General features: G+C 71.7%; 24 protein-coding genes. 16 read left to right on the forward strand and 8 right to left on the reverse strand.

Annotation, left to right across the window (positions count from 1 at the left end):
- Positions 1 to 99: 99 nt before the first annotated feature.
- Both AC3CHW_RS27900 and AC3CHW_RS27905 read right to left on the reverse strand, forming a co-directional pair.
- Entirely contained in the window at positions 100 to 1,041 is a 942-nt protein-coding gene (locus AC3CHW_RS27900) for a carbohydrate kinase family protein (RefSeq protein ID WP_488468291.1), read from the reverse strand.
- Positions 1,042 to 1,128: 87 nt separating this feature from the next.
- Positions 1,129 to 1,320 carry a LacI family DNA-binding transcriptional regulator gene (locus AC3CHW_RS27905; RefSeq protein ID WP_488468292.1) on the reverse strand — a complete coding sequence of 64 codons (192 nt, stop codon included), beginning with the start codon at positions 1,318 to 1,320 and terminating at the stop codon, positions 1,129 to 1,131.
- A 249-nt stretch (positions 1,321 to 1,569) separates the two neighbouring features.
- Here AC3CHW_RS27905 and AC3CHW_RS27910 point away from each other — a divergent pair, with 249 nt between their 5' ends.
- A complete protein-coding gene (locus AC3CHW_RS27910) occupies positions 1,570 to 1,992 on the forward strand; it encodes a Rieske (2Fe-2S) protein (RefSeq protein ID WP_398609839.1) in 423 nt (140 codons plus the stop codon).
- Positions 1,993 to 2,090: 98 nt separating this feature from the next.
- A complete protein-coding gene (locus AC3CHW_RS27915) occupies positions 2,091 to 2,519 on the forward strand; it encodes a protein-tyrosine phosphatase family protein (RefSeq protein ID WP_381164233.1) in 429 nt (142 codons plus the stop codon).
- Positions 2,520 to 2,622: 103 nt separating this feature from the next.
- Here AC3CHW_RS27915 and AC3CHW_RS27920 read toward each other — a convergent pair whose 3' ends face one another.
- Positions 2,623 to 3,567 (reverse strand): hypothetical protein, encoded by a 945-nt coding sequence (locus AC3CHW_RS27920; RefSeq protein WP_176161046.1) that lies wholly within the window; start codon positions 3,565 to 3,567, stop codon positions 2,623 to 2,625.
- A gap of 270 nt (positions 3,568 to 3,837) precedes the next feature.
- Here AC3CHW_RS27920 and AC3CHW_RS27925 point away from each other — a divergent pair, with 270 nt between their 5' ends.
- From AC3CHW_RS27925 to pgi, 12 genes are all read left to right on the forward strand, one after another.
- Positions 3,838 to 4,458 carry a papain-like cysteine protease family protein gene (locus AC3CHW_RS27925; protein ID WP_176161045.1) on the forward strand — a complete coding sequence of 207 codons (621 nt, stop codon included), beginning with the start codon at positions 3,838 to 3,840 and terminating at the stop codon, positions 4,456 to 4,458.
- A 4-nt stretch (positions 4,459 to 4,462) separates the two neighbouring features.
- On the forward strand, positions 4,463 to 5,374 hold the full coding sequence (locus AC3CHW_RS27930) for a hypothetical protein (RefSeq protein WP_398609841.1): 912 nt from the start codon (positions 4,463 to 4,465) through the stop codon (positions 5,372 to 5,374).
- 301 nt (positions 5,375 to 5,675) lie between these two features.
- Positions 5,676 to 7,796: an excinuclease ABC subunit UvrC gene (gene uvrC / locus AC3CHW_RS27935; protein ID WP_488468293.1), complete on the forward strand. Its 2,121-nt coding sequence runs from the start codon at positions 5,676 to 5,678 to the stop codon at positions 7,794 to 7,796.
- Positions 7,793 to 8,722 carry an RNase adapter RapZ gene (rapZ, locus tag AC3CHW_RS27940; protein ID WP_176161043.1) on the forward strand — a complete coding sequence of 310 codons (930 nt, stop codon included), beginning with the start codon at positions 7,793 to 7,795 and terminating at the stop codon, positions 8,720 to 8,722. The genes uvrC and rapZ overlap by 4 nt, the downstream gene beginning before the upstream one ends.
- Entirely contained in the window at positions 8,719 to 9,765 is a 1,047-nt protein-coding gene (locus AC3CHW_RS27945; protein ID WP_176161042.1) for a gluconeogenesis factor YvcK family protein, read from the forward strand. Before rapZ ends, AC3CHW_RS27945 begins: the two co-directional genes overlap by 4 nt.
- Entirely contained in the window at positions 9,756 to 10,754 is a 999-nt protein-coding gene (gene whiA / locus AC3CHW_RS27950) for a DNA-binding protein WhiA (protein ID WP_176161041.1), read from the forward strand. The genes AC3CHW_RS27945 and whiA overlap by 10 nt, the downstream gene beginning before the upstream one ends.
- Before the next feature lie 329 nt (positions 10,755 to 11,083).
- Positions 11,084 to 12,088 (forward strand): type I glyceraldehyde-3-phosphate dehydrogenase, encoded by a 1,005-nt coding sequence (gene gap, locus AC3CHW_RS27955; protein ID WP_176161040.1) that lies wholly within the window; start codon positions 11,084 to 11,086, stop codon positions 12,086 to 12,088.
- A gap of 198 nt (positions 12,089 to 12,286) precedes the next feature.
- Positions 12,287 to 13,498 carry a phosphoglycerate kinase gene (locus AC3CHW_RS27960; protein ID WP_488468294.1) on the forward strand — a complete coding sequence of 404 codons (1,212 nt, stop codon included), beginning with the start codon at positions 12,287 to 12,289 and terminating at the stop codon, positions 13,496 to 13,498.
- A gap of 5 nt (positions 13,499 to 13,503) precedes the next feature.
- The gene (gene tpiA / locus AC3CHW_RS27965; RefSeq protein WP_488468295.1) at positions 13,504 to 14,280 is read left to right on the forward strand and encodes a triose-phosphate isomerase; all 777 of its coding nucleotides are present in this window, start codon (positions 13,504 to 13,506) and stop codon (positions 14,278 to 14,280) included.
- Between the two features lie 148 nt (positions 14,281 to 14,428).
- Positions 14,429 to 14,662 (forward strand): preprotein translocase subunit SecG, encoded by a 234-nt coding sequence (gene secG / locus AC3CHW_RS27970; RefSeq protein WP_176161037.1) that lies wholly within the window; start codon positions 14,429 to 14,431, stop codon positions 14,660 to 14,662.
- Between the two features lie 165 nt (positions 14,663 to 14,827).
- Positions 14,828 to 15,163 carry an RNA polymerase-binding protein RbpA gene (locus AC3CHW_RS27975; RefSeq protein WP_176161036.1) on the forward strand — a complete coding sequence of 112 codons (336 nt, stop codon included), beginning with the start codon at positions 14,828 to 14,830 and terminating at the stop codon, positions 15,161 to 15,163.
- A gap of 249 nt (positions 15,164 to 15,412) precedes the next feature.
- The gene (gene pgi, locus AC3CHW_RS27980; RefSeq protein WP_488471189.1) at positions 15,413 to 17,065 is read left to right on the forward strand and encodes a glucose-6-phosphate isomerase; all 1,653 of its coding nucleotides are present in this window, start codon (positions 15,413 to 15,415) and stop codon (positions 17,063 to 17,065) included.
- Positions 17,066 to 17,212: 147 nt separating this feature from the next.
- Here pgi and pgl read toward each other — a convergent pair whose 3' ends face one another.
- Genes pgl through tkt form a run of 5 tightly spaced genes read right to left on the reverse strand, consistent with a single transcriptional unit; the run spans position 17,213 to position 23,927 of the window.
- Positions 17,213 to 18,019, reverse strand: a complete 807-nt coding sequence (pgl, locus tag AC3CHW_RS27985; protein ID WP_488468296.1) for a 6-phosphogluconolactonase — start codon at positions 18,017 to 18,019, stop codon at positions 17,213 to 17,215.
- Positions 18,016 to 19,137, reverse strand: coding sequence for a glucose-6-phosphate dehydrogenase assembly protein OpcA (gene opcA, locus AC3CHW_RS27990; RefSeq protein WP_488468297.1), 1,122 nt, complete (start codon positions 19,135 to 19,137; stop codon positions 18,016 to 18,018). Before opcA ends, pgl begins: the two co-directional genes overlap by 4 nt.
- The gene (gene zwf / locus AC3CHW_RS27995; protein WP_398609847.1) at positions 19,134 to 20,669 is read right to left on the reverse strand and encodes a glucose-6-phosphate dehydrogenase; all 1,536 of its coding nucleotides are present in this window, start codon (positions 20,667 to 20,669) and stop codon (positions 19,134 to 19,136) included. Before zwf ends, opcA begins: the two co-directional genes overlap by 4 nt.
- Positions 20,670 to 20,671: 2 nt before the next feature.
- Positions 20,672 to 21,814 carry a transaldolase gene (gene tal / locus AC3CHW_RS28000; RefSeq protein ID WP_488468298.1) on the reverse strand — a complete coding sequence of 381 codons (1,143 nt, stop codon included), beginning with the start codon at positions 21,812 to 21,814 and terminating at the stop codon, positions 20,672 to 20,674.
- 34 nt (positions 21,815 to 21,848) lie between these two features.
- Positions 21,849 to 23,927 carry a transketolase gene (tkt, locus tag AC3CHW_RS28005; RefSeq protein WP_488468299.1) on the reverse strand — a complete coding sequence of 693 codons (2,079 nt, stop codon included), beginning with the start codon at positions 23,925 to 23,927 and terminating at the stop codon, positions 21,849 to 21,851.
- Positions 23,928 to 24,368: 441 nt separating this feature from the next.
- Between tkt and AC3CHW_RS28010 the strand changes: the two genes are divergently transcribed.
- On the forward strand, positions 24,369 to 25,313 hold the full coding sequence (locus tag AC3CHW_RS28010; protein ID WP_488468300.1) for a heme o synthase: 945 nt from the start codon (positions 24,369 to 24,371) through the stop codon (positions 25,311 to 25,313).
- Positions 25,314 to 25,456: 143 nt separating this feature from the next.
- Complete coding sequence (locus tag AC3CHW_RS28015; RefSeq protein WP_488468301.1) at positions 25,457 to 25,846, forward strand: hypothetical protein; 390 nt, start codon at positions 25,457 to 25,459, stop codon at positions 25,844 to 25,846.
- Positions 25,847 to 25,856: the final 10 nt, after the last annotated feature.

Raw genomic sequence — 25,856 nt, forward strand, 5'->3', positions numbered from 1 at the left:
ATGCCGTACGTACACGCATGCGCCAGGTCGATGACCGGTGCAGGCGGCGACCTGGCGGCGAGCCGCCGCGTCCCCGCGCCGCAGGGGAGGGGCTGGGGATCAGGCCAGTTCGGCGGCGAAGGGGGGCTCCGCGCCGGCGCGGGAGCAGGTGAGGGCCGAGGCGCGGGCGGCGAAGGTGAGGATGTCCCGCCAGGTGTCGGGCGTGAGGTTGGCCACGGCGGCCCCGGAGAGCGCGTCGTGCGCGGCGAGCCGGTGCAGGAGCGCGGCGTTGACCGTGTCGCCAGCCCCGATGGTGTCCACCACGTCGATCCGTACCCCGGGCACCCGCAACTCGGCGGCGTCCCGTGTGTGGACGCCGAGCCCGTCCGCGCCATGCGTGACGACGACGGCCGCGGGGCCCGCCGCGAGCCAGCCCCGCGCGGCGGCGGCCACGTCGGGCGAACCGGCGAGCCATGTCGCGTCCTCCACCGAGAGCTTGAGGAGGTTGAGGTGCGGCAACCAACTGGCGAAGCGGGCCCGGTAGGCGCCGGGGTCCGCGATCAGGTCGGCCCGGATGTTCGGGTCGAGCGCGGTGAACACGCCGCGCCGCGCTTCCCGCCGCAGCAGTGCCTCGTACGCGGTGGCGCCCGGCTCCAGGACGAGTGAGCACGTGCCCAGCGAGAGCGCGGTGGTGCCGGGGGGCAGGGCAGCCGGGAGTTCGAAGAGTCGGTCGGCCGTGCCCTCGACGTAGAAGACGTAGCCGGCCGAGCCTTCCTCGTTGACCTCGGCCACGGCCAGCGTGGTGGGCTCCGGGCCGCGCTGCACGGGGGCGGTGTCGACGCCGGCGGCGTGCAGGGCGTCGAGGAGGGCTCCCCCGTAACCATCGGTGGAGACACGGGAGCAGAACGCTGTCGGGGAGCCCAGCCGGCCCAGGGCCAGGGCGGTGTTGTACGGCCCGCCGCCCCGGCGGGGGACCAGCGGCGTCAGCCGTGCGTCGGCCTCGGGAGGCGTCGCGGTGCTCGGTACGAGGTCGATCAGGGCTTCTCCGGCGACGACGATCACGGGTGGGAGTCCTTTCCGTGGGGTGAGGCGGTGGTCAAGGCGAGGGCGCGCCGGCCAGCGGCGCGCGGGACGGTGGGGTGTGCCCGGTCAGGGGTCCGGCGCGGGTGCGGGAGGCGACGAGGGAGCGGGCCAGGGCGTTGGGCGGGTAGCCGACTCGTCGACGGCCCGGAGGACGGTCCCACGGGTGGCGGGGCGTACGAGCCGGGGCGCGTGCAGCACATGGGAGACGGTGACCACCGAGACGTCCGCGTGGCGCGCCACGTCGTGCAGGGTCGTCACGTCGGAGCCTTTCGACGGGCGTGCCGCGGCCGGTTCGCCACGCCGCCCGGGCCGTGGACCGGGAGCGCGATCGGCGGTGCGATCACCGGGGCGAGGGGGCCGCTCGGCGCCTGGGGCCGGGCCGAAGCTACCGTACGAGAGCGGGGTGCGTAAACGCTCGCGTGGGCGCTGGCCCGCAGCTCCGGCCGGGTATCGTCGACGGTGCTCATTTCGTGATCCAGTTCCCTGAAACATCCCCGTGGAGTTCCCATGAGTTGCCAGCCCGCCAGCCGTCGGACCGTGCTGCGAGGGGCGGCACTGGCGGGGGTCGCGGGGCTCGGCGCAGCCGCGTGCTCGGCGGGCGCCGACGGGCCCGGGCCGGCGACGCCGACCGCCCCGGTGGACCTGGGGGCTCCCGACGCGGTTCCGGTGGGCGGTACGAAGCTCTACCGCGAGGACCGGCTGCTGGTCGCGCAGCCGGCGAAGGGGCAGTTCACGGCGCGCAGCGCGGTCTGTACGCACTCGGGGTGCACGCTCAGCAAGATCGAGGACGGCGAGGCCAAGTGCCCTTGCCACGGGAGCAGGTTCGACCCGGTGACGGGCAAGGTGCTCGACGGCCCGGCCGGCGCGCCGCTGCCCGCGGTGCCGGTGCGCCTGGAGGGTGGGAAGCTGGTGGCGGGCCCCAAGGCGTAGCGCCCGTGGCCCCGCCGGCGGCGACGCGAGGCGTCCGTGAGTGAACGCCGGCGGGCTGGGGCAAGGCGCCGCGGTGACGGGGGAGTTAGGCTCGCGGTGTGATCGCTACCTGGGAGCCCGAGGCGGCCGGAGTGCTGCGACTGCCGTCGGGCCGGCTCGTGCGCGGACGGGGGCTGCGGCATCCGCTGCCGGCCGGGCCGCGACCGGACTTCGCCCTCTACCTGCGGGGCCGTAGGCCGCCTCCCGTCGCGTGGGAGGCCCGGTGGGTGCGCTGGCCGGACTTCTGGCTGCCGACGGACCGCGCGGTCTTCGGTCAGGCACTGCGGCAGGCGTGGGCGCGCGCCGAGGCCGAGCGCGTCGAGGTCGCGTGCGGCGGCGGGGTCGGCCGCACCGGCACCGCGCTGGCCTGCCTCGCCGTACTGGACGGGGTGCCCGCCCGCGAGGCCGTGGCGTACGTCCGGCGGCACTACGCGCCCCGGGCCGTGGAGACGCCGTGGCAGCGGCGCTTCGTGGCCGGTTTCGGGTAGTCGGGAGCACCGGCGCACGCCGGCCGCGGGCGTACGTGACGGTGCGAGCGGACGTGACGGTGCGAGCGGGCGCGAGCGTACGCGGCGGGCGCGGGGACGTGGGTTACGACCAGTCCCAGGCGATGCCCAGGATGCCGGGGCGGACGCCCTGCTCGGCCAGGTGGACGGAGCGGTGTTGGCCGCTCAGGGTGAGTTCCCGTTGACCGCTGCGGGCCGCGCCCGCCGAGCCCTGCGCGAAGCGATGGCACCGTACGGGCAGGGCGGCCGGGTCGAAGCGGACCTGGAGCACGTACTGGCCGCCCGCGAACGGGAAGCCCCGCACGTACTCGGTGCTCTGGCCGCCCGTGCCGTCCTCGACGACGTAGCTGAACACGTGCGTGTCGCCGGCGCGCAGTCGGGTGTCGAAGAGCAACTCGGTGACCAGCACGCCCGTTCCCGAGTGCCAACGCAGCCGGCCCACGCGGCAGTTGTCCGTGGCCCGCACCCGTACCTGGCCGGGCTCGCAGCCGTGGTCGCCCTGGTGGATGGCGAGGTACCGGTCCACGCCGTCCCGGTGCGCCCGGACCACGTGCTGTGAGTCGCGGGCCGCCAGCTCCCGGCGGGCGCCGATGTGGATGCGCTCCAGGTGGCAGACGGTGTGCAGGCCGCCGTCGAGGGGGGAACCGAGGTCGGCGATCAACAGGGCGACGGACTCGGCCTGTTCGTGCAGCGTGCGGTAGGAGCGGGCGGCGGGGCGTTCGGCCTCGGGGCGCAGCGCCGGTTCGAGGAGTCGGGTCAGGGCGTGGCTGGGGAGGTCCAGGACGTCTTCGAGGGCGCGTACGGCGCGTAGCGACTCCGCGCGGCGCGGGGTCCTGGCGCCCTGCTGCCAGTAGCTGAGGCTGGTGACGCCGACCTTGACGCCGCGCTGCGCCAGCCGGTGCTGCACGCGGTGCAGCGCCAGCCCGCGCGCGGCGAGCGCGGTGCGTAGGGCGAGGTGGAACGGGCCGGTGCGCAGGGCCTGGGCCAGCTCGGCCTCGGCCACATCCGACTGTGCGGCGGTCTGTCGCATCGCATGCCTCCCCTGAGCCATGTCAGGCCGGATATTCACACACCGGTGCCCTACGTGAACATTCACGATCGGAATCCGCCGATTCGGCGCCTTGCGTGCCGTGATCCAGCTAGCGGGGCGCAGGGGCGTTCACATGTCGCGCCGACTGTTCACGTCGATTATCACCACGCATTGAAGCGTGTTGACTGTGCTCGGACAACACCTGATGCTCCTCGCAGCGTCCGGACGCGCTCCTCCACCCCACACCCCTCGCTCGCTGGGAGGAACGCCATGCCCCTCACCCTTCGACAGCGCCGCGCGCGCCGTCCCCACCCCAGACGGCTGACCGTGACCGCGCTCGCCGCGGTCGCCGTGTTGGCCGTGCCCACGGCCACGGCGACCGCGGCCACCGACGACACGCGGGACACCCGCGCGGCGAACCGGCTGAACATCACCATGCAGGCGCAGCAGAAGACCAACTGGTGTTGGTCGGCCGCGGGCAACACGATCGCCACCTGGATGGGCAAGAACTACAGCCAGAACCAGTTCTGCAACGCCGCCTTCAACCGGCAGCAGGGCCTCGACTGCCCCAACAATCAAGCTACCCTCGGTAACGTGCAGACTGCGCTGCGTTGGGCGGGCATCAGGCCGGGCTCGTACATCAACGACTGGCTGCAGTACGGCGCGATACAGAACGAGATCAACGCGGAGCGCCCCATTGAGACCCGCATCCAGTGGTCATCGGGCGGAGGCCACATGCACGTCATCTACGGTTACGACAACGCCAACGGCTTCGTCTACTGGGGCGACCCCTGGCCCTCCAACAACCGGTACAACTGGGCCTCGCACGGCTGGTACGTGGGCAACAACGAGTTCTCCTGGACCCACTCGCTCTACCGGATCGGAGCGTGAGGTCATGACCGTCGAGCGCACCCCCAGGTCGGTCACGACCGCCCAGCCGTCGCGCGCCCGCTCCACCGTGGGCGCGGCCACCCTCGCGACCGCGATCGCCGTGCTGGTCGCCGGCGCCCCGCAGGCCGCGGCCAGCGAGTCCCCGGCGGCGCCCAAGGCCCCCGCGGCCACCGCCGTCAGCGCGGCCCGCGCCGCGACCACCGCGCCGAGCACCCTCGACAGCCTCGCCCGGTTCTTCGCCCGGGACGGCGCCGTCGCCAGGGCGAAGGCGCAGCCGCGGATCGAGGGGGCGACGGTGCCCGTCTACACCCTGGCGCCGGGCTTCGTCGCCGACGCCTCGGGTGCCGACCGCGCGCCCATCGCCAAGCTGGACTTCCTGGCCAGCAAGGCACTGTCGGCGGACGGCCAGGTCGCCTCGGTGTGGACCGCGCACACCGGCGGCTCCTGGAAGGTGGTCAACATCGCCACCGGCGGGGACGAGACGTACTACGTGGCCAAGGGCGCGAAGAAGCTCGCCGGCGGCACCGTCTTCCGCGAGCCGCAGATCGACGCCTGGTACGTCCAGCGCGGGGCCCGCGTGCTGCCCCTCGACGCCGACGCCGAGCGGGCCGTCGGCGCGCGCGGCACGACGGTGGACGCCTACCGCGAGCGCGTCCACAAGGCGTACGCGGACAAGCTCCCCGGCTCCCCGTACGCCAAGAAGGGAGAGGCCGGCGGCTACGGCCCGCGGTCCGACGCCGCGCCGCCGACCGACGCGCGGCCCGCCGACGGCGCGCGGGACGCCGTCCAGCACAGCGCCACCGCGTCCGCCGGCGACGAGGGCCTGCTCACCGCCACCTCCGCGCTCACCGCGCTGGCGGCGCTCGTCGCCCTCGGCCTGTCCGGCGCGGTGGCCCTGCGGCTGCGCCGGCGCTAGCCCACCCGGCGCACCACGCCGAGGCGTACGCCGCTCCTACGCGCCGGGTCCGCCCCGTGCCGTACGCCGTCTCGTCAGCAGGGTGCCGCCCGCCGTGCCGCACCGGTCCCACCGGACTGGTGCGGCACGGCCTTGTCGTCGGCGGGCCCGCGACCGGCGCCGGGGCGTGCGCCCCGGTGGCGCGGGCGGCGCGCGGCGCGCGAACCGGCGGCTGGCGGCCGTCTCGGGGTGGCCGGCGCCCGGCCCGAACCGGCGCCGCACCGAGGACGGACTGTCACTGCCCGCCAGTAGGGTGGTGACCATGGCCGACCCCAGCAGCTACCGACCCAAGCCGGGACAGATCCCCGACTCGCCCGGGGTCTACAAGTTCCGGGACCAGCACGCGCGCGTGATCTACGTCGGCAAGGCGAAGAGCCTGCGCCCGCGGCTGTCCTCGTACTTCCAGGACCTGGCGAACCTCCATCCGCGCACCCGCACCATGGTCACGACGGCCGCCTCCGTCGAGTGGACCGTGGTCTCCACCGAGGTGGAGGCGCTCCAGTTGGAGTACGCGTGGATCAAGGAGTTCGACCCCCGGTTCAACGTCAAGTACCGCGACGACAAGAGCTATCCGTCGCTGGCCGTGACGTTGAACGAGGAGTTCCCCCGGGTGCAGGTGATGCGCGGCCCCAAGCGCAAGGGCGTGCGCTACTTCGGTCCGTACGGCCACGCGTGGGCGATCCGCGAGACCGTGGACCTGATGCTGCGGGTCTTCCCCGTGCGGACCTGCTCCGCCGGGGTGTTCAAGCGCTCGGCCCAGATCGGCCGGCCCTGCCTGCTGGGATACATCGGCAAGTGCTCCGCCCCCTGCGTGGGCCGGGTGAGCGCCGAGGAACACCGGGCGCTGGCCGAGGAGTTCTGCGACTTCATGGCCGGCCGCACCGGCGCCTACATCCGACGCCTCGAGACGCGCATGCGCGAGGCGTCCGAGGAGATGGAGTACGAGAAGGCGGCCCGGCTGCGGGACGACATCGAGGCGCTCAAGCGCGCGATGGAGAAGAACGCCGTCGTCCTCACCGACGCCACCGACGCCGACCTGATGGCGGTCGCCGAGGACGAGTTGGAGGCCGCCGTGCAGATCTTCCACGTGCGCGGCGGGCGCGTGCGCGGCCAGCGCGGCTGGGTCACCGACAAGGTCGAGGCCGTGGACACCGCGGGCCTGGTGGCGCACGCGCTCCAGCAGTTGTACGGCGAGGAGAGCGGCGACGCGGTGCCCAAGGAGGTGCTGGTCCCGGTGCTGCCCGAGGACACCGCCGCCCTCAACCAGTGGCTCACCGACCGCCGTGGCGCCGCCGTGTCCCTGCGCATACCCCAGCGCGGCGACAAGAAGGACCTGATGGCGACCGTCGCCAGGAACGCCGAGCACGCCCTGGTGCTGCACAAGACCAAGCGCGCCTCCGACCTGACCACCCGCTCCCGGGCCCTGGAGGAGATCGCCGAGGCGCTCGGCCTGGACACCGCGCCGCTGCGGGTCGAGTGCTTCGACATCTCCCATCTACAGGGCGACGACGTGGTCGCCTCCATGGTGGTCTTCGAGGACGGCCTGCCGCGCAAGAGCGAGTACCGGCGCTTCCAGATCAAGTCCTTCGCCGGCCAGGACGACGTCCGCTCGATGCACGAGGTGATCAGCCGCCGCTTCCGTCGCTACCTCCAGGAGAAGCAGAAGACCGGCGAGTGGGACCTCGCCGACGCGGGTGACGCGGGCGACACGCCCGACGCCCCGGACACTTCGGACGCCCCGGGCGCCCCGGACCAGGTGAGCGTCGAGGAGCTGACCCCCGCCGGCGCGGTCGCCCCGGGCTCGGTGGCCGACTCCGGCCGCGACGAGGACGGCAGGCCGCGCCGCTTCGCCTACCCGCCGCAGCTCGTGGTCGTGGACGGCGGGCAACCGCAGGTCGCCGCCGCCCAGCGGGCCCTGGACGACCTGGGCATCGACGACGTCGCCGTGTGCGGACTGGCCAAGCGACTGGAGGAGGTCTGGCTGCCGGGCGAGGACGACCCGGTCGTGCTGCCCCGCAGCAGCGAGGGGCTGTACCTGCTCCAGCGGGTGCGCGACGAGGCGCACCGGTTCGCCATCCGCTACCAGCGCACCAAGCGCGCGGCGAGCTTCAGGGCCGGACCGCTGGACGCGGTGGCAGGCTTGGGGGAGACCCGCAAGCGCGCCCTGCTCAAGCACTTCGGGTCGGTCAAGCGGCTGCGCGCCGCCACGGTCGACCAACTCTGCGAGGTGCCCGGCATCGGTCGCAAGACCGCCGAGACCGTCGCCGCGGCCCTGGCACAGGCGGCTCCGGCCGCCCCGGCGGTGAACACCGCCACGGGAGAGATTATCGAAGATGACGCCGCACCCACGGCGGCGGCATCGGAACGGGGGGACACGGCATGAACGCGATCGATGGAGATGAAGCACAGGTGAGTACGGGCATCACGGGCGAGGCCGCCGAACCGGTGGCCATCCCCGAGCTGGTGATCATCTCTGGCATGTCGGGCGCCGGCCGCAGCACGGCCGCCAAGTGCCTGGAGGACCTCGGCTGGTTCGTGGTCGACAACCTGCCGCCCGCCCTGATCCCCACCATGGTGGATCTCGGCGCGCGCTCGCAGGGCAACGTCGCGCGGATCGCCGTCGTCGTCGACGTGCGGGGCCGCCGCTTCTTCGACAACCTGCGCGAGTCGCTGGCCGACCTGGAGGCCAAGCACGTCAAGCGCCGCGTGCTGTTCCTGGAGGCGTCCGACGACGCCCTGGTGCGGCGCTTCGAGTCGGTGCGCCGACCGCACCCCCTCCAGGGCGACGGCCGCATCGTCGACGGCATCGCCGCCGAACGCGACCTGCTGCGCGAGCTGCGCGGCGACGCCGATCTGGTGATCGACACCTCCAGCCTCAACGTGCACGAGCTGCGGGCCAAGATGGACGCCCAGTTCGCCGGCGACGAGGAGCCGGAGCTGCGGGCCACGGTCATGTCGTTCGGCTACAAGTACGGCCTGCCCGTCGACGCCGACCTGGTGGTGGACTGCCGCTTCCTGCCCAACCCGCACTGGGTCCCCGAGCTGCGCCCCTTCACCGGCCTCAACGAGGAGGTCTCCGGCTACGTCTTCAACCAGCCGGGCGCCAAGGAGTTCCTCGACCGGTACGCGGAGCTGCTCCAGCTGATCGCGGCCGGATACCGCCGCGAGGGCAAGCGGTACGTGACCATCGCCGTCGGCTGCACCGGCGGCAAGCACCGCAGCGTGGCCATGTCGGAGAAGCTGGCGACCCGATTGGCCGCCGAGGGAGTGGAGACCGTGATCGTGCACCGGGACATGGGGCGCGAGTGACCGTCCGCTCCCGACGGTTCCGGCGCCTGGTCGGAGCCCGTACCAACCGGGGCACCCAGCCCAAGGTCGTCGCGCTCGGCGGCGGCCGGGGGCTGTCCGCCTCGCTCGCGGCGCTGCGCCGCATCACCGGCGACCTCACCGCCGTCGTCACCGTCGCCGACGACGGCGGCTCCAGCGGCCGGCTGCGCGACGAGCTGGGCGTGCTGCCCCCCGGCGACCTGCGCAAGGCGCTGGCCGCGCTGTGCGGCGACGACGACTGGGGCCAGACCTGGGCCCGGGTGATCCAGCACCGGTTCGCCAGCGAGGGCGAGCTGCACGGGCACGCGGTGGGCAACCTGCTCATCGTGGCCCTGTGGGAACAGCTCGGCGACCACGTCAAGGCCCTGGAGTGGGTGGGCCGGCTGCTGGGCGCGCACGGCCGGGTGCTGCCGATGTCGGCCGTACCGCTGGAACTCCAGGCGCTGGTGCGCGGGCACGACCCGGGGCGGCCCGAGGAGATCAGCACCGTGCGCGGGCAGGCCACCGTCGCCCTCACACCCGGCGAGGTGCAGTCGGTGCACCTGGTGCCGAACGACCCGCCGGCCGTGCCGGAGGCGGTCAGCGCGGTGCTCGACGCCGACTGGGTCGTCCTCGGCCCCGGCTCCTGGTTCTCCTCGGTGATACCGCATCTGCTGGTGCCGGAACTGCTGGAGGCGCTGATCGAGACGAAGGCCCGACGGGTCCTCTCGTTGAACCTCGCGCCACAACCCGGTGAAACCGACGGCTTCTCTCCGCAGCGTCATTTGGAGGTTTTGGCCCGACACGCCCCTAAACTCGCCCTGGACGTGGTGCTGGCCGACGAGGCTGCCGTGCCCGATCGAGACACCCTCCGAGAGGCCGCTGCGCGGCTCGGCGGCACGGTCGAGCTGGCGCCGGTGGCCGTGCCTGGAAGCTGTTCCCAGCCCGAGGCCGGGGAAGGCTCGGCCAGGCACGACCCCGAGCTGTTGGCCGCCGCGTATGACCGTATTTTTCGGATGCATGGAAGGATCGGCCCATGGCGATGACGGCTGCGGTGAAGGATGAGATTTCCCGGCTTCCCGTCACCCGGACGTGCTGCCGCAAAGCGGAGGTCTCCTCGATCCTGCGCTTCGCCGGCGGGCTGCACCTGGTCAGCGGGCGGATCGTGATCGAAGCCGAACTCGATACCGGCATCGCGGCCCGGCGGCTGCGCAAGGACATTCTCGAGATCTTCGGGCACGCCTCCGACCTGGTGGTGATGGCGCCGGGCGGGCTGCGCAGAGGCAGCAGGTACGTGGTGCGGGTGGTGGCGGGCGGCGATCAGCTCGCGCGACAGACCGGGCTGGTCGACGGCCGCGGCCGTCCGATCCGCGGCCTGCCCCCGCAGGTGGTCTCCGGCGCGACCTGCGACGCCGAGGCGGCCTGGCGCGGCGCGTTCCTGGCCCACGGCTCGCTCACCGAGCCCGGCCGCTCGTCCTCGCTCGAGGTGACGTGCCCCGGGCCGGAGGCCGCCCTCGCGCTGGTCGGCGCGGCGCGCCGACTGCAGATCGCCAGCAAGGCGCGCGAGGTGCGCGGCGTTGACCGGGTCGTCGTCCGGGACGGGGACGCGATCGGCGCGCTGTTGACGCGGCTGGGCGCGCACGAGTCGGTGCTGGCCTGGGAGGAGCGCCGGATGCGGCGCGAGGTGCGGGCCACCGCCAACCGGCTCGCCAACTTCGACGACGCCAACCTGCGCCGCTCCGCCCGTGCGGCCGTGGCCGCGGGCGCCCGGGTGCAGCGCGCCCTGGAGATCCTGGGCGAGGAGGTGCCCGAGCACCTGGCCGCGGCCGGCCGGCTGCGCATGGAGCACAAGCAGGCGTCTCTGGAGGAGTTGGGCGCCCTCGCCGACCCGCCGCTGACCAAGGACGCGGTGGCCGGTCGGATCAGGCGGCTGCTGGCCATGGCGGACAAGCGTGCCCAGGATCTGGGCATCCCGGGCACCGAGTCCAACCTGGCCGACCTGGGCGAGGAGATGGTGGAAGGCGCCGTCGGCTGACCGCCGCGCCGAGCCACCCGACGCGCGCGGCGCGCGCCCGCCCGCCGGCGTGACCGCCCTGGCCGGGGGCGCGCCGAGGGTGTGCCGGGGGTCGTGACCGGGTACCCGAGAGGCCCGGCGGTCCGGGCTCTGCCGGGCGCGCGCGAAGGCCCGTTCGACCGCTTCCCACAAGGGCTGGAGCGGCCTCGCGGGCCCTTGGTGGCGGCGCCTGTCCGGCCCCGGTCAAATGTCACGTACGGGTCGCGTACGCGGTAGGGTCGAGGGCGGTCGGGGACATCCCATACAGCTCGCCGGCGTCCAGACCGGCACACCAACGAGGAGATCGGTTCGTGACGATCCGCGTAGGCATCAACGGCTTTGGCCGTATCGGTCGCAATTACTTCCGCGCGCTCCTTGAGCAGGGTGCGGACATCGAGATCGTCGGTGTCAACGACCTGACCGACAACGCCACCCTGGTCCACCTGCTGAAGTACGACTCGATCCTGGGCCGGCTGAAGCAGGACGTCAGCCACACCGAAGACACCATCACGGTGGGTAACCAGACCTTCAAGACGATGGCCGAGCGTGACCCGGCCGCCCTGCCCTGGGGCGAGCTCGGCACCGACATCGTCATCGAGTCCACCGGCATCTTCACCAAGCGCGACGACGCCGCCAAGCACCTCGCCGCCGGCGCCAAGAAGGTCCTGATCTCCGCGCCCGCCAAGGACGAGGACATCACGATCGTCATGGGCGTCAACCAGGACAAGTACGACCCGGCCCAGCACGACGTCATCTCCAACGCGTCCTGCACCACCAACTGTGTGGCGCCGATGGCCAAGGTCCTCGACGAGAGCTTCGGCATCGTCAAGGGCATGATGACCACGGTGCACGCGTACACCAACGACCAGCGCATTCTGGACTTCCCGCACAAGGACCTGCGTCGCGCCCGCGCCGCCGCGGAGAACATCATCCCGACCTCGACGGGCGCCGCCAAGGCCACCGCCCTGGTCCTCCCGCAGCTCAAGGGCAAGCTGGACGGCATCGCCATGCGCGTGCCCGTGCCCACCGGCTCCGTCACCGACCTGGTCATCGAGCTGAGCCGCGAGGTCTCCAGGGAAGAGGTCAACGCCGCCTTCCAGAAGGCCGCCGAGGGCGAGCTCAAGGGCTACCTGGAGTACACCGAGGACCCCATCGTCTCCTCGGACATCGTCAACTGGCCCGCCTCCTGCACCTTCGACTCCTCGCTGACCATGGCGCAGGGCGCGCAGGTGAAGGTCGTCGGCTGGTACGACAACGAGTGGGGCTACTCCAACCGCCTGGTCGACCTGACCACGTTCGTCGGCGGCCAGCTCTAAGATTCCCCAGCCGCACTGCCCGGCGCGCCCCCGCGATCACGGTGGGGGCGGGCCGAGGGCACGGGGGCGCGGGGTGGTGTCCCCGGCCACCGGGTCACCGAGATGTGTTGCGGACAGGGCTCGGGAGACGCGACGGCGCGTCGTCCGGGCCCTGTCCCATGCAGGCCCACCGTGGAGACTCAAGGAGTCCAGGAAGCAATGAAGACGATCGACGACCTCAGCAAGGACGGCCTGGCGGGCAAGCGGGTGTTCGTTCGCGCCGACCTCAACGTGCCGCTCGAGGGCGCCACCATCACCGACGACGGCCGTATCCGGGCCGTCGCCCCCACGATCGCCAAGCTCGCCGACGCCGGCGCCAAGGTGATCGTCGCCTCGCACCTCGGCCGCCCGGCGGGCGCGCCGGACGAGCGGTACTCGCTCGCCCCGGTCGCGACCCGGCTCGGCGAGCTGCTCGGCAAGGACGTCGCGTTCGCCACCGACACCGTGGGGGACAGCGCGAAGGCCACCGTCGCCGCTCTGGGTGACGGCGAGGTCACGCTGCTGGAGAACCTCCGCTTCAACGCCGGTGAGACAAGCAAGGACGAGGCCGAGCGGGCCTCCTTCGCCGACCAGCTCGCCGCGCTCGCCGACCTGTACGTCGGCGACGGCTTCGGCGCGGTGCACCGCAAGCACGCCTCGGTCTACGACCTGCCGGCCAAGCTGCCGCACGCCGCCGGCGACCTGATCGCCACCGAGGTCGGCGTTTTGCGGAAGCTCACCGACGACGTGCGGCGGCCGTACGCGGTCGTCCTCGGCGGCGCCAAGGTCTCCGACAAGCTCGGCGTCATCGACCACCTCCTGGAGAAGGCCGACCGCATCCTCATCGGCGGCGGCATGGTCTACACCTTCCTCAAGGCACAGGGCCACGAGGTCGGCTCCTCGCTGCTCCAGGAGGACCAGCTCCCGGCCGTCCGTGAGTACCTGACGCGGGCCGAGGAGCGCGGCGTGGAGTTCGTGCTGCCGGTGGACGTGCTGGTCGCGCCCGCCTTCCCGGACCTCGCGGCCAAGGCCGCCACCCACCCGGAGACGGTCGCGGCGGACGCCATGCCGGCCGGAAAGATGGGCCTGGACATCGGCCCGGAGACCCGCAAGTTGTACGCATCGAAGCTCGCCGACGCGGCCACCGTCTTCTGGAACGGACCGATGGGCGTCTTCGAGCACCCCGACTACGCCGACGGCACTAAGGCCGTCGCCCAGGCGCTCCTCGACAGCTCGGCCTTCTCGGTGGTCGGCGGCGGAGACTCGGCCGCGGCCGTGCGCATCCTGGGCTTCGACGAGAACGCTTTCGGCCACATTTCGACCGGTGGTGGCGCCAGCCTCGAGTACCTCGAAGGCAAGACGCTCCCCGGCCTCGCCGCACTGGAGGACTGAACACCGTGAGTGACCGCACCCCGCTGATGGCGGGCAACTGGAAGATGAACCTCAACCACCTTGAGGCCATCGCGCACGTCCAGAAGCTCGCCTTCGCGCTCGCCGACAAGGACTACGACACCGTCGAGGTCGCCGTCCTGCCGCCCTTCACCGACCTGCGGTCGGTGCAGACGCTGGTCGACGGCGACAAGCTCAAGATCAAGTACGGCGCCCAGGACATCTCGGCGCACGACTCCGGCGCGTACACCGGTGAGATCTCCGGCCCCATGCTCGCCAAGCTCAAGTGCGCGTACGCGGCCGTCGGGCACTCCGAGCGCCGCCAGTACCACGGCGAGACCGACCAGGTCTGCAACGCCAAGGTCAAGGCCGCCTACAAGCACGGCATCACGCCGATCCTGTGCGTGGGCGAGGGTCTGGAAGTACGCAAGGCCGGGCAGCACGTGCCGCACACGCTCGCGCAGGTGGACGGGGCGCTGGAGGACCTGCCGGCCGAGCAGGCCGAGTCCATCGTCATCGCCTACGAACCGGTCTGGGCGATCGGCACCGGCGAGGTGGCCACGCCCGAGGACGCGCAGGAGGTCTGCTCCGCCATCCGCAAGCGCCTGGCGGAGCTGTACAACAAGGACCTCGCCGACAAGGTGCGCATCCAGTACGGCGGCTCGGTCAAGGCGGCCAACATTGCTGCGATCATGGCCAAGCCCGACGTGGACGGCGCGCTGATCGGCGGCGCGGCGCTCGACGCGGACGAGTTCGTCAAGATCGTCCGCTTCCGCGACCAGTAGCAGCTATGACGACGGGGCTACCCCGTCGTACCCTGTCGGGGCCGGGACCGGCGTTAACGCGCTGTCCGGCCCCGACGGCGTTCAACGGTTCCATCAGTTTCATCAGATCGTTTTCAGAATTCTTGCATCCGAGAGAGTTGGTCCAGCCGTGGAAACTGGGTTCTCAATCGCCCTCATCATCTTCAGTGGGCTGTTGATGATGCTCGTGCTCATGCACAAGGGAAAGGGTGGCGGCCTGTCCGACATGTTCGGTGGCGGAATGCAGTCCTCTGTCGGCGGCTCTTCTGTCGCCGAGCGTAACCTTGACCGGATCACCGTTGTGGTCGGTCTCCTGTGGTTCGCATGCATCGTCGTGCTTGGCGTGCTGATGAAGCTGGATTAACTGACACACCGTCGTAAGCGCAGCCTATTATTGGGCTTGCGTCCTCGGGGGCGGGGTGTAACTCCTGTCGCTGGACGCGCGTTGGGCCTTACATAGACTGGGGCGCCCGGCAGCGGAGCCGCCTATCGGATGCTTCGCGGCACCATCACGCAGGGAGTTACAACCGTGGCAAGTGGCAACGCGATCCGAGGAAGTCGGGTCGGAGCGGGGCCGATGGGGGAGGCGGAGCGAGGCGAGTCAGCGCCGCGCCTCCGCATTTCCTTCTGGTGCTCGAACGGGCACGAGACTCAGCCGAGCTTCGCCAGCGATGCGCAGATTCCCGAAACGTGGGACTGTCCGCGCTGCGGCTTCCCCGCCGGAAAGGACCGGGAGAACCCGCCGGACCCGCCGCGCACCGAGCCGTACAAGACGCACCTCGCCTACGTGCGGGAGCGGCGCAGCGACGCGGACGGCGAGGCGATCCTCGCGGAGGCGCTGGCCAAGCTCCGCGGCGAGATCTGACGCACCGCAGGGCCGCCCCGCACGGACCCCGTCCGGCACCCGGGTCGTGACCGCCACGCAGCGCACGTCCCCTCCGGCATGACAGGGCCCGGCAGCACTTCCCCCGCGGAAGGCGCTGCCGGGCCCTTGTCGTGCGCCGGGACGCGATGTCGTGCGTCGGGTCGCGATGAGGACGTACCCACCGCCCTGATCAACTAGGTTGGGCGACGCTGGCGCGCAATGACGAGAAGAATAGGGCTGATGTCCGAGATGAACGCTGAAGGCCGAACCCGGCTCGACCAGATGCCGGAGTGGATCGCGCTGGGAGAGCACCGAGAGCAGCTCGGGGAGGTGCGCCTGCGCGAGGTGTTCGCGGCCGACCCCACGCGCGGTGAGCGCTACGCCCTCCAGGTCGGCGATCTCTACCTGGACTACTCCAAGCACCTGGTGACCGACGAGACGCTGCGACTGCTGCGGGCGCTGGCCGCGGCGAGCGGCGTCGCCGAGCTGCGGGACGCGATGTTCCGCGGCGACAAGATCAACGTCACCGAGGGCCGCTCCGTGCTCCACACGGCGCTGCGAACCCCGCTGTCGAAGGTCGTCGAGTCCGACGGCGAGAACGTGGTGCCCGCCGTGCACGCGGTGCTCACCAAGATGGCGACCTTCTCCGACCGCGTCCGGTCGGGTGACTGGACCGGTCACACCGGTAAGCGGATCAGGACGGTCGTCAATATCGGTATCGGCGGCTCCGATCTGGGCCCCGCCATGGCCTATGACGCGCTGCGCGCGTACAGCGCACGCCACCTGGATTTCCGTTTCGTATCCAATGTGGACGGCGCCGATCTGCACGAGGCAATCCGTGATCTGGACGCGGCCGAGACGCTGTTCATCGTGGCCTCCAAGACCTTTACCACCATCGAGACGATCACCAATGCGACGTCCGCCCGCGACTGGCTGCTGAGCGAGCTGGGGGCCGGCCAGGACGCGGTGGCCAAGCACTTCGTCGCGCTGTCCACCAACGCGGAGAAGGTCGCCGAATTCGGCATCGATCCGGCCAACATGTTCGAGTTCTGGGACTGGGTCGGCGGGCGTTACTCGTACGACTCCGCCATCGGGCTCTCCCTGATGATCGCCATCGGTCACGACCGGTTCCGGGAGATGCTCGCGGGCTTCCACCTGGTCGACGAGCATTTCCTCAGCGCGCCGCCCGAGGAGAATGTGCCGCTCCTCCTCGGCCTGCTCGGCGTCTGGTACGGCGGCTTCCACGACGCCCAGTCACACGCGGTCCTGCCGTACAGCCACTACCTGTCCAAGTTCACGTCCTACCTCCAGCAGCTCGACATGGAGTCCAACGGCAAGTCGGTGGACCGCGCGGGCCGGCCGGTGACCTGGCAGACCGGGCCCGTGGTGTGGGGCACGCCCGGCACCAACGGCCAGCACGCCTACTACCAGTTGCTGCACCAGGGCACCAAGCTCATCCCCGCGGACCTGATCGGCTTCGCCAAGCCGGTGGACGACCTGCCGCCCGGCCTCGTGGACCAGCACGACCTGCTGATGGCCAATTTGTTCGCGCAGAGCCAGGCGCTGGCGTTCGGCAAGACGGCCGACGAGGTCAGGGCGGAGGGCGTGGCCGAGGAACTGGTGCCACACAAGACGTTCCACGGCAACCGGCCGACCACCACCATCCTCGCCAGCGAACTCACGCCGTCGGTGCTCGGCCAGTTGATCGCGCTCTACGAGCACAAGGTCTTCGTTCAGGGCGCCATCTGGAACATCGACTCTTTCGACCAGTGGGGCGTCGAACTCGGCAAGGTCCTGGCCAAGCGGGTCGAGCCGGCGCTGCGCGCCGACGAACAGGTGCCGGGCCTCGACAACTCGACGGCGACCCTGGTCGCCAAGTACCGGGCCCTGCGCGGGCGTTGAGTCCGCCGCGGCCGATGCGGTAGCGGGCCGCGCGGCTGCGAAAACGCCCGGCCGCCACCCCCTGCGCGGGGTGGCGGCCGGGCGCTGTCGCGTCGCTCGCGCGGCGGCCGGGCGTAGGGCCCGAGCCGTCCCGAGCGACGCGGTCGCTCAGGGCGACGACGGTGGGTACAGGCCGCGAGGCAGCTCGGCCGCCGCGCTCTGGTCGAGGAGCCACAGGGTGCGGCTCTGCCCGCGCGCGCCCGCGGCCGGGGCCTGCACCTCGCCGGCGCCCGACAGGGCTATGGCCACGGCTCCCGCCTTGTCGCCGCCCGCGGCGAGCAGCCACACCTCACGGGCCGCGCGGATCGCCGGCAGCGTCAGGGAGATCCGGGTGGGTGGCGGCTTGGGCGCGCCGTGCACGCCGACCACCGTCCGCTCGGTCTCCCGCACCGCGGGCAACTCCGGGAAGAGCGAGGCCACGTGCGTGTCCGGGCCGACGCCGAGGAGCAGCACGTCGAAGGCCGGTACGCCGCGACCGCCGGCGCCGGCCGGCGGTGACGCGGTCTCCCGCGCGGCGGCGGTGGCCAGCTCCGCGGCGTACGCGGCAGCCGCCCCGTCGGCGTCCCCGGTGTAGGTACCGTTGGACGCCGGCATCGGGTGCACCCGGGCCGGGTCGAGCGGCACCGCGTCCAGCAGCGCCTGGCGGGCCTGGGTCACGTTGCGCTCCGGGTCGCCGTCGGGCAGGAACCGCTCGTCGCCCCACCACAGGTCGAGCCGCGACCAGTCGATCGCGTCCCGCGCCGGCGACTCGGCCAGCGCAGCCAGCAGCCCGTTGCCGTTGCGGCCACCGGTGAGCACGACCGAGGCCGAGCCCCGGGCGGCCTGCGCGTCGACCACCCGGGTGATCAGCCGCGCTGCGGCGGCCCGGGCCATCAGCTCCTTGTCGCGGTGGACCACGACCTGCGGCGCGCTCACGTGGACGACGCCTTCCTGGCCGTGGCCGATGACGCCTTCTTCTTACCCGACTTGGCCGGGGCCTCGGCCCCCCCTTCGCCCTCCGGCGAACCGTCCGACGTACCCTGCGACGCGGTCTCCGCCGGCGCGGCGGGCGCGGCCGACTGGCCGCGCACGGCGCCGGTCCTGGCGGCGCCCTTGGTCGCCGGGGCGCCCGAGCCCAGCCGCTGCACGCCGTACTTGACGGCCGCGGCGTACGTCTCGTCCGGGTCCAGGCGCCGCAGCTCCTCGGCGATCAGCTCGGCGGTGTCGCGCCGGTGCAGCGCCACGTGCCGGTCGGGCTGGCCCGGCATCGCCAGCTCGGCCAGCGAGCCGTCCGCGCGGTCGAGGCAGATCGTGCCGTCGGCCGTCTCCAGGCGCACCGCCGTGAGGCCGGGCCCGTCCGAGACGGTCCGCTCGACCGGCACCCCCAGCCGGTCGGCGAGCCACAGCGCGAGCAGCTCGCTGCTGGGGTTGTACGCCTCGCCCTCGACCGAGGCCGAGGTGATCGGCGCGTGCTTCTGGTCCAGGGCCGCCGCCAGCACGCTGCGCCAGGGGGTGATCCGGGTCCAGGCCAGGTCCGTGTCGCCGGGGGTGTAGGTGCCCGCCCGCAGGGCGAGCGTCGCGACCGGGTCCTCGGTGGCCTGGGCGTCGGTGATGCGGCGCGCGGCGAGCTGGCCGAGCAGGTCGTCGCTCGGGTGCTCCGGCGCGTCCTCCGGCCACCAGACCACGACCGGCGCGTCGGGCAGCAGCAGCGGCAGCACGGCCGAGTGGGCGTGGCTGGCCAACTCGCCGTGCAGGCGCAGCAGCACCGTTTCGCCGGTGTTGCTCTCGCCGCCCACCCGGACCTCGGCGTCCAGCCGGGCGATCTTGCGGTCGCGTGGCGAGCGGCCGGGCCGGCGGATGACGACCAGGATGCGCGAGGGGTGTTCCTTGGACGCCTCGCTCGCGGCCTTGAGCGCGTCGTAGTGGTTGCCCTCGTCGGTGACGATCACCAAGGTGAGCACCATCCCGACCGCCGGCGTCCCGCTGGCCCGGCGCGCCCGCACCAGTGCGGAGTTGATCTGGCTGGACGTGGTGTCCGTGAGATCGATGTTCATGGCCGCCGCCAGCTCCGTCCGTCTCGTGCGAGCATCTCGTCCGCCGCCTTGGGACCCCAGGTCCCGGCGGTGTACTCCTCCGGCCTGCCGTGCCGGTCCCAGTACGCCTCGATCGGGTCGAGGATGCGCCAGGACTCCTCGACCTCCTGGTGGCGGGGGAAGAGGTTGGCGTCGCCGAGCAGCACGTCGAGCAGCAGTCGCTCGTACGCCTCCGGGCTGGACTCCGTGAAGGACTCGCCGTAGGCGAAGTCCATGGTCACGTCCCGGATCTCCATCGAGGTGCCGGGCACCTTGGAGCCGAACCGGATCGTCACGCCCTCGTCCGGCTGCACCCGGATGACCAGGGCGTTCTGCCCCAGCTCCTGGGTGTCGGTGGTGTCGAAGGGGGAGTGCGGGGCGCGCTGGAAGACCACCGCGATCTCGGTGACCCGACGGCCGAGGCGCTTGCCGGTGCGCAGGTAGAACGGGACGCCCGCCCAGCGGCGGTTGTCGATGCCCAGCTTGATGGCGGCGTACGTGTCCGTCTTGGACTGCGGGTCGATGCCCTCTTCCTCGAGGTAGCCGCAGACCTCGGTGCCGCCCTGCCAGCCGTGCGTGTACTGCCCGCGCACGGTGTGCCGGCCCAGGTCGTGCGGCAGCTTGACGGCCGTGAGCACCTTGAGCTTCTCGGTGACCAGGGCCTTCGCGTCGAAGGAGGCCGGCTCCTCCATGGCGGTCAGCGCCAGGAGTTGGAGCAGGTGGTTCTGGATGACGTCGCGCGCGGAGCCGATGCCGTCGTAGTACCCGGCCCGGCCACCGATGCCGATGTCCTCGGCCATGGTGATCTGTACGTGGTCCACGTACGAGCGGTTCCACAGCGGCTCGAACATCGTGTTGGCGAAGCGGAGCGCCAGGATGTTCTGGACCGTCTCCTTGCCCAGGTAGTGGTCGATGCGGAAGACGTCGCTCGGCCGGAAGACCTGGTGCACGACCTGGTTGAGCTCCTGCGCGCTGGCCAGGTCGTGCCCGAAGGGCTTCTCGATGACCGCGCGCCGCCAGGAGTCGCCCTGGCTCTCGGACAGGCCGTGCTTCTTGAGCTGCTCGACGACGGTGGGGAAGAACTTGGGCGGCACCGACAGGTAGAAGGCGAAGTTGCCGCCCGTGCCGCGCGCCGCGTCCAGCTCCTCGATGGTGGCCTTGAGCTGCTTGAACGCCTCGTCGTCGGAGAACTCGCCGGGGACGAAGCGGAAGCCCTCGGCCAACTGCTGCCAGACCTCCTCGCGGAAGGGCGTCCTGGCGTGCTCCTTGACCGCGTCGTGCACGACCTGGGCGAAGTCCTCGTCCTCCCAGTCGCGCCGGGCGAACCCGATGAGGGAGAAGCCCGGGGGCAGCAGTCCGCGATTGGCCAGATCGTAAACGGCTGGCATCAGCTTTTTACGCGACAAATCGCCCGTGACGCCGAAGATGACCAGGCCCGACGGCCCCGCGATGCGCGGGAGCCGTCGGTCCTGAGCGTCACGCAGCGGGTTGTCGCCGCGTGCGGGTTGAGACAAGGTCAGTCCTTTGCCGGAGTGAGGCGCTTGAGCTCCGCCTCGGTGGACTTCAGCAGGTCGGTCCAGGACGCCTCGAACTTCTCGACGCCCTCCTCTTCGAGTACCCGCACGACGTCGTCGTAGCTGACCCCGAGACCGGCGAGGGCGTCCAGGTCGGCCTGCGACTGCGCGTAGGTGGCGCGCACGGTGTCGCCGGTGATCTCGCCGCGCGCGGCGGCGGCCTCCAGCGTGGCCTCCGGCATGGTGTTGACCGTGCCCGGGGCGACCAGGTCGTCCACGTACAGCGTGTCCTTGTACGCCGGGTCCTTCACGCCGGTCGACGCCCACAGCGGGCGCTGCCGGTTGGCGTGCGCCTTGTCCAGCGCGGCGAACCGCTCCGACGGCGCGACCGAGCCGTCCACGGAGCCGAAGACCTCCTCGTACGCCTGGTAGGCGAGCCGGGCGTTGGCGAGGGCGGCCTTGCCCTTGAGCTTCTTGGCCTCCTCGGTGCCCAGGTCGTCCAGGCGCTTGTCGATCTCGGTGTCGACCCGGGAGACGAAGAACGACGCCACCGAGTGGATCTTGGCGAGGTCGAGCCCGGCGGCCTTGGCCTTCTCCAGGCCGGCCAGGTAGGCGTCCATGACCTCGCGGTACCGCTCGAGGGAGAAGATCAGCGTGACGTTGACGCTGATGCCGCGGCCGATGGTCTCGGTGATCGCCGGCAGGCCCGCCTTGGTGGCCGGGATCTTGATCAGCGTGTTCGGCCGGTCCACCAGCCAGGCGAGCTGCTTGGCCTCGGCGACGGTGGCGTCCGTACGGTGCGCCATGCGCGGGTCCACCTCGATGGAGACCCGGCCGTCCTGCCCCTCGGTCGCGTCGAAGACCGGCCGCAGGATGTCGGCGGCGTCCCGGACGTCCGCCGTGGTGATCATGCGGACGGCCTCTTCGACGGTCACCCCGCGCACCGCGAGGTCGGCGAGCTGCTGCTCGTACCCGTCGCCCTGGGAGATGGCCTTCTGGAAGATCGACGGGTTGGTCGTGACGCCGACGACGTGCTGCTGGTCGATCAGCTCGGCGAGGTTGCCGGAGGTGATCCGCTTGCGGGACAGGTCGTCCAGCCAGATCGCGACGCCTGCGTCCGAGAGGCGCTTGAGTGCGTCTGTCATGGGAATTGCAACTCCTACTAGTCGTATACGAGCGTCAGCGCGCGGCGGCGTCGAGGGATTCCCGCGCGGCCTGGACCACCGCGTCCGCGGTGATGCCGAACTCGTGGAACAGCACCTTGTAGTCGGCCGAGGCGCCGTAGTGCTCGAGGGAGACGACGCGCCCGTGGTCGCCCACGAAGCGGTACCAAGTCAGGCCGATCCCGGCCTCGACCGCGACCCGGGCCTTGACGGTCGGCGTCAGCACGCTGTCCCGGTACGCCTGGTCCTGCTCCTCGAACCACTCGACCGACGGCATCGACACCACGCGGGTCGGCACGCCGGCCGACTGGAGCTGCTCGCGCGCCTCGACAGCGAGCTGCACCTCGGAGCCGGTGGCGATGAGGATCACCTTGGCCTGGCCGCCCTCGGCCTCACGCAGCACGTACCCGCCCTTGGCCGTGTTCTCGTTGGCCTCGTAGGTGGGGACGTTCTGCCGGGTCAGGGCGAGACCGTGCGGCGCCGGCTTGTCGTGGTGCCGGCGCAGGATCTCGCGCCAGGCGATGGCCGTCTCGTTCGCGTCGGCCGGACGGACCATGTTCAGGCCCGGGATGGCGCGCAGCGCGGACATGTGCTCGACGGGCTGGTGGGTCGGGCCGTCCTCGCCGAGGCCGATGGAGTCGTGCGTCCACACGTAGGTGACCGGCAGCTTCATCAGCGCGGCGAGCCGCACCGCCGGGCGCATGTAGTCGGAGAAGACCAGGAAGGTGCCGCCGTAGACGCGCGTGTTGCCGTGCAGCGCGATGCCGTTCATGGTCGAGCCCATGGCGTGCTCACGGATGCCGAAGTGGACCGTGCGCCCGTACGGGTTCGCCTCCGGCAGCGGGTTGTCCGCCGGCAGGAAGGAGGACGAGGCGTCGATGGTCGTGTTGTTCGAACCGGCGAGGTCGGCGGAGCCGCCCCACAGCTCGGGGATGACCGCGCCCAGCGCCTTGAGCGTCTCGCCGGACGCCTTGCGGGTGGCCACGTCCTTGCCGACGGGGAACGACGGCAGCGACTTCTCCCAGCCCGCCGGCAGCTCGCCCGCGCTGATCCGGTCGAACTCGGCGGCCCGCTCCGGGTTGGCCTCGCGCCAGGCCAGGATCCGCTTGTCCCAGTCGCTGCGGGCCGCGCGCCCGCGCTCGATGACCGCGCGGGCGTGCGCGAGCACCGCCTCGTCCACCTCGAAGTGCCGCTCCGGGTCGAAGCCCAGCACCTCCTTGGTCGCCGCGACCTCGTCCGCGCCGAGCGCGGAGCCGTGCGACGCCTCGGTGTTCTGCGCGTTCGGCGCCGGCCAGGCAATGATCGTGCGGGCCGCGATGATCGAGGGCCGCTCCGTCTCGTCCTGGGCCGCCTTCAACGCCGCGTACAGCGCCTTGACGTCGAAGTCGCCGCTGGGCGCCTGCTCGATGCGCTGCACGTGCCAGCCGTACGCCTCGTACCGGGCCAGCACGTCCTCGGAGAGCGCGGTCGCGGTGTCGCCCTCGATCGAGATGTGGTTGTCGTCGTAGAGCGCGACCAGGTTGCCCAGCTTCTGGTGGCCGGCCAGCGAGGACGCCTCGGCGGAGATGCCCTCCTCCAGGTCGCCGTCGGAGACGATGGCCCAGATGGTGTGGTCGAAGGGGGAGTCGCCGCGCGGCGCCTCGGGGTCGAAGAGACCGCGCTCGTAGCGAGCGGCCATGGCCATGCCCACCGCGTTCGCGATGCCCTGGCCGAGCGGCCCGGTGGTGGTCTCCACGCCCGTGGTGTGCCCGACCTCGGGGTGCCCCGGCGTCTTGCTGCCCCAGGTACGGAACGCCTTGAGGTCCTCCAGCTCCAGGCCGTAGCCGGAGAGGAAGAGTTGGATGTAGAGCGTGAGGCTGGTGTGGCCCGGCGAGAGAACGAACCGGTCGCGGCCGGTCCAGTTCGCGTCCGACGGGTCGTGCCGCATCAACTTCTGAAAGAGCAGGTACGCGGCGGGAGCCAGGCTCATGGCCGTGCCAGGGTGGCCGTTACCGACCTTCTGCACGGCATCCATGGCCAGGACGCGGGCGGTGTCCACGGCCCGCTGGTCCAGTTCGGTCCACTCAAGATCTGTGGTGGTCGGCTTGGTGCTCACCCTGAGTCAGGGCTCCTCTCCACAAGGTCGAATGCCGGTGAGGGTTCTTCACGCCGGGCAGGGCCGAGCCTACCCCCGCGACAGCGGTCATCCATTCGACCGCTACAGCCTGTGGACAACCGCTCTGAGCCGCTGGCCACGCGGGTTCCCCGGGGTGTCGCCCGTGCGTCGTCGCCGGGGCCGTCGGCCGGTACCGCGGCCCCCTTCCACCCTGCCCGGGTACCCGGAGAAGCGCCCGTCGAGCGCACGGAGCGCAGCGGATCCGCGCGTTCCCGGCGGTCGGCTCCGGTCGCCAACACGACCCCACCCCGGCGACGGGCGGGAGAGCGGCAACGTCTAGAGTGGCGTGGTACGCGCAAGTCTTTACCGGGTCTTCATGTCCGGTGCTTGCTGGTCTGCCCGCGGCTCACTGCCGCTGATGTCACTAAACCAGGGGTGTGCGTGACGGCCGTCGAATCCCGTCCTGCGGGGTCGCTCTCTACCCAGAGCACCAGTCACCGGCCGTTCGGGGCCCGTGCCAAGGCGTTCCTCGCGTTGACGAAGCCGCGCGTCATCGAGCTGCTGCTGATGACGACCGTTCCGGTGATGTTCCTGGCCGCCGAGGGTGTTCCCGACCTCTGGCTGGTGCTCGCCACGTGCGTGGGCGGTTTCATGTCCGCCGGCGGCGCCGGTGCGTTCAACATGTATATCGACCGGGACATCGACGCGCTGATGGACCGCACGTCCCAGCGGCCCCTGGTGACCGGGATGGTCTCGCCACGCGAGTGCCTGGTCTTCGCCTACACGCTCACCGTGGTCTCCACCGTGTGGCTGTGGGTCCTGGTCAACCCGCTGTCCTCGATGCTCGCGCTGAGCGCCCTGCTCTTCTACGTCCTCGTGTACACGATGCTGCTCAAGCGGCGTACCGCGCAGAACATCGTCTGGGGCGGCATCGCCGGCTGCATGCCGGTCTTCGTGGGCTGGTCCGCCGTGACCAACTCCGTCTCCTGGGCCGGCGTGGTCCTCTTCCTGGTCATCTTCTTCTGGACGCCGCCGCACTACTGGCCGCTGTCGATGAAGGTGAAGGACGACTACGAGCGCGTCGGCGTGCCGATGCTGCCGGTGGTGGCGGGCAACAAGGTCGTGGCCCGGCAGATCGTGGTCTACAGCTGGGTGATGGTCGCGGTCTCGCTGGCGCTGTGGCCGCTCGGCTACACCGGCTGGTTCTACCCCGCGGTCGCCGTCCTGCTCGGCGCCTTCTGGCTCAAGGAGGCGCATGCCCTCCAGTCGCGGGCCAAGTCCGGAGTGACGGGCGCCAAGCTCAAGGAGATGCGCCTCTTCCACTGGTCCATCACCTACGTCTCGCTGCTGTTCGTGGCCGTGGCCGTGGACCCCTTCCTGCGCTGAGACCCCGCGCGGGCCAGCCGCCCGCCACCCACCGCTGCCGTTCGGGGCGGCGCCCGCACCCGGGGCGCCGCCCCGACCGCGTGGCGCAGGCCACGCGACCGCCCCGTCGCCAAGGTGATCTACCGATCGGTAGCATCCTGGGCATGGCAGACACCGAACAGGCCGAAGACACCCAGCGGGCCGACGCGAGCACGCCGGCGGCCGACGAGGCCGTCCGCGATGGCAAGGTGGAACGGCACGCGGCCCGACTGGCCAAGCAGATCGACGCCTTCGCGCGCGCCCACGGCGGGAGCGCCGAGGGCCAGCTCGCGCACATCGCCCGCGGCTCCGTACGCATCGCCCTGGTCGGCGCCAACGGCGAGTGGGGCAACCTGGTCGCCCCCTCGTACGCCAGCGCCCAGCGCGCCGTCGAGCTGGCCGGGCTGACCGTGCACGACGACTTCGGGGGCGAGTTCGCCGCCCAGGTGCGCACCGGCCCGTACGAGTGGTCGCGGATGGCCGGTATCCAGCTTGGTGGCCCCCGCAACCCGTAGCCTTCCCCGC

The sequence above is a fragment of the Streptomyces sp. MGP-BFMKR1 genome (assembly GCF_057766585.1).

What these genes read in the sequence shown, in the direction of transcription:
- AC3CHW_RS27925 (WP_176161045.1), top strand. Translation starts at nt 3,838, where the DNA reads ATGCCCCTCACCCTTCGACAGCGCCGCGCGCGCCGTCCCCACCCCAGA.
- whiA (WP_176161041.1), top strand. Translation starts at nt 9,756, where the DNA reads ATGGCGATGACGGCTGCGGTGAAGGATGAGATTTCCCGGCTTCCCGTC.
- uvrC (WP_488468293.1), top strand. Translation starts at nt 5,676, where the DNA reads ATGGCCGACCCCAGCAGCTACCGACCCAAGCCGGGACAGATCCCCGAC.
- AC3CHW_RS27920 (WP_176161046.1), bottom strand. Translation starts at nt 3,567, where the DNA reads ATGCGACAGACCGCCGCACAGTCGGATGTGGCCGAGGCCGAGCTGGCC.
- pgi (WP_488471189.1), top strand. Translation starts at nt 15,413, where the DNA reads ATGAACGCTGAAGGCCGAACCCGGCTCGACCAGATGCCGGAGTGGATC.
- tal (WP_488468298.1), bottom strand. Translation starts at nt 21,814, where the DNA reads ATGACAGACGCACTCAAGCGCCTCTCGGACGCAGGCGTCGCGATCTGG.
- opcA (WP_488468297.1), bottom strand. Translation starts at nt 19,137, where the DNA reads ATGAACATCGATCTCACGGACACCACGTCCAGCCAGATCAACTCCGCA.
- AC3CHW_RS27930 (WP_398609841.1), top strand. Translation starts at nt 4,463, where the DNA reads ATGACCGTCGAGCGCACCCCCAGGTCGGTCACGACCGCCCAGCCGTCG.
- AC3CHW_RS28015 (WP_488468301.1), top strand. Translation starts at nt 25,457, where the DNA reads ATGGCAGACACCGAACAGGCCGAAGACACCCAGCGGGCCGACGCGAGC.
- rapZ (WP_176161043.1), top strand. Translation starts at nt 7,793, where the DNA reads ATGAACGCGATCGATGGAGATGAAGCACAGGTGAGTACGGGCATCACG.
- AC3CHW_RS27960 (WP_488468294.1), top strand. Translation starts at nt 12,287, where the DNA reads ATGAAGACGATCGACGACCTCAGCAAGGACGGCCTGGCGGGCAAGCGG.
- AC3CHW_RS27910 (WP_398609839.1), top strand. Translation starts at nt 1,570, where the DNA reads ATGAGTTGCCAGCCCGCCAGCCGTCGGACCGTGCTGCGAGGGGCGGCA.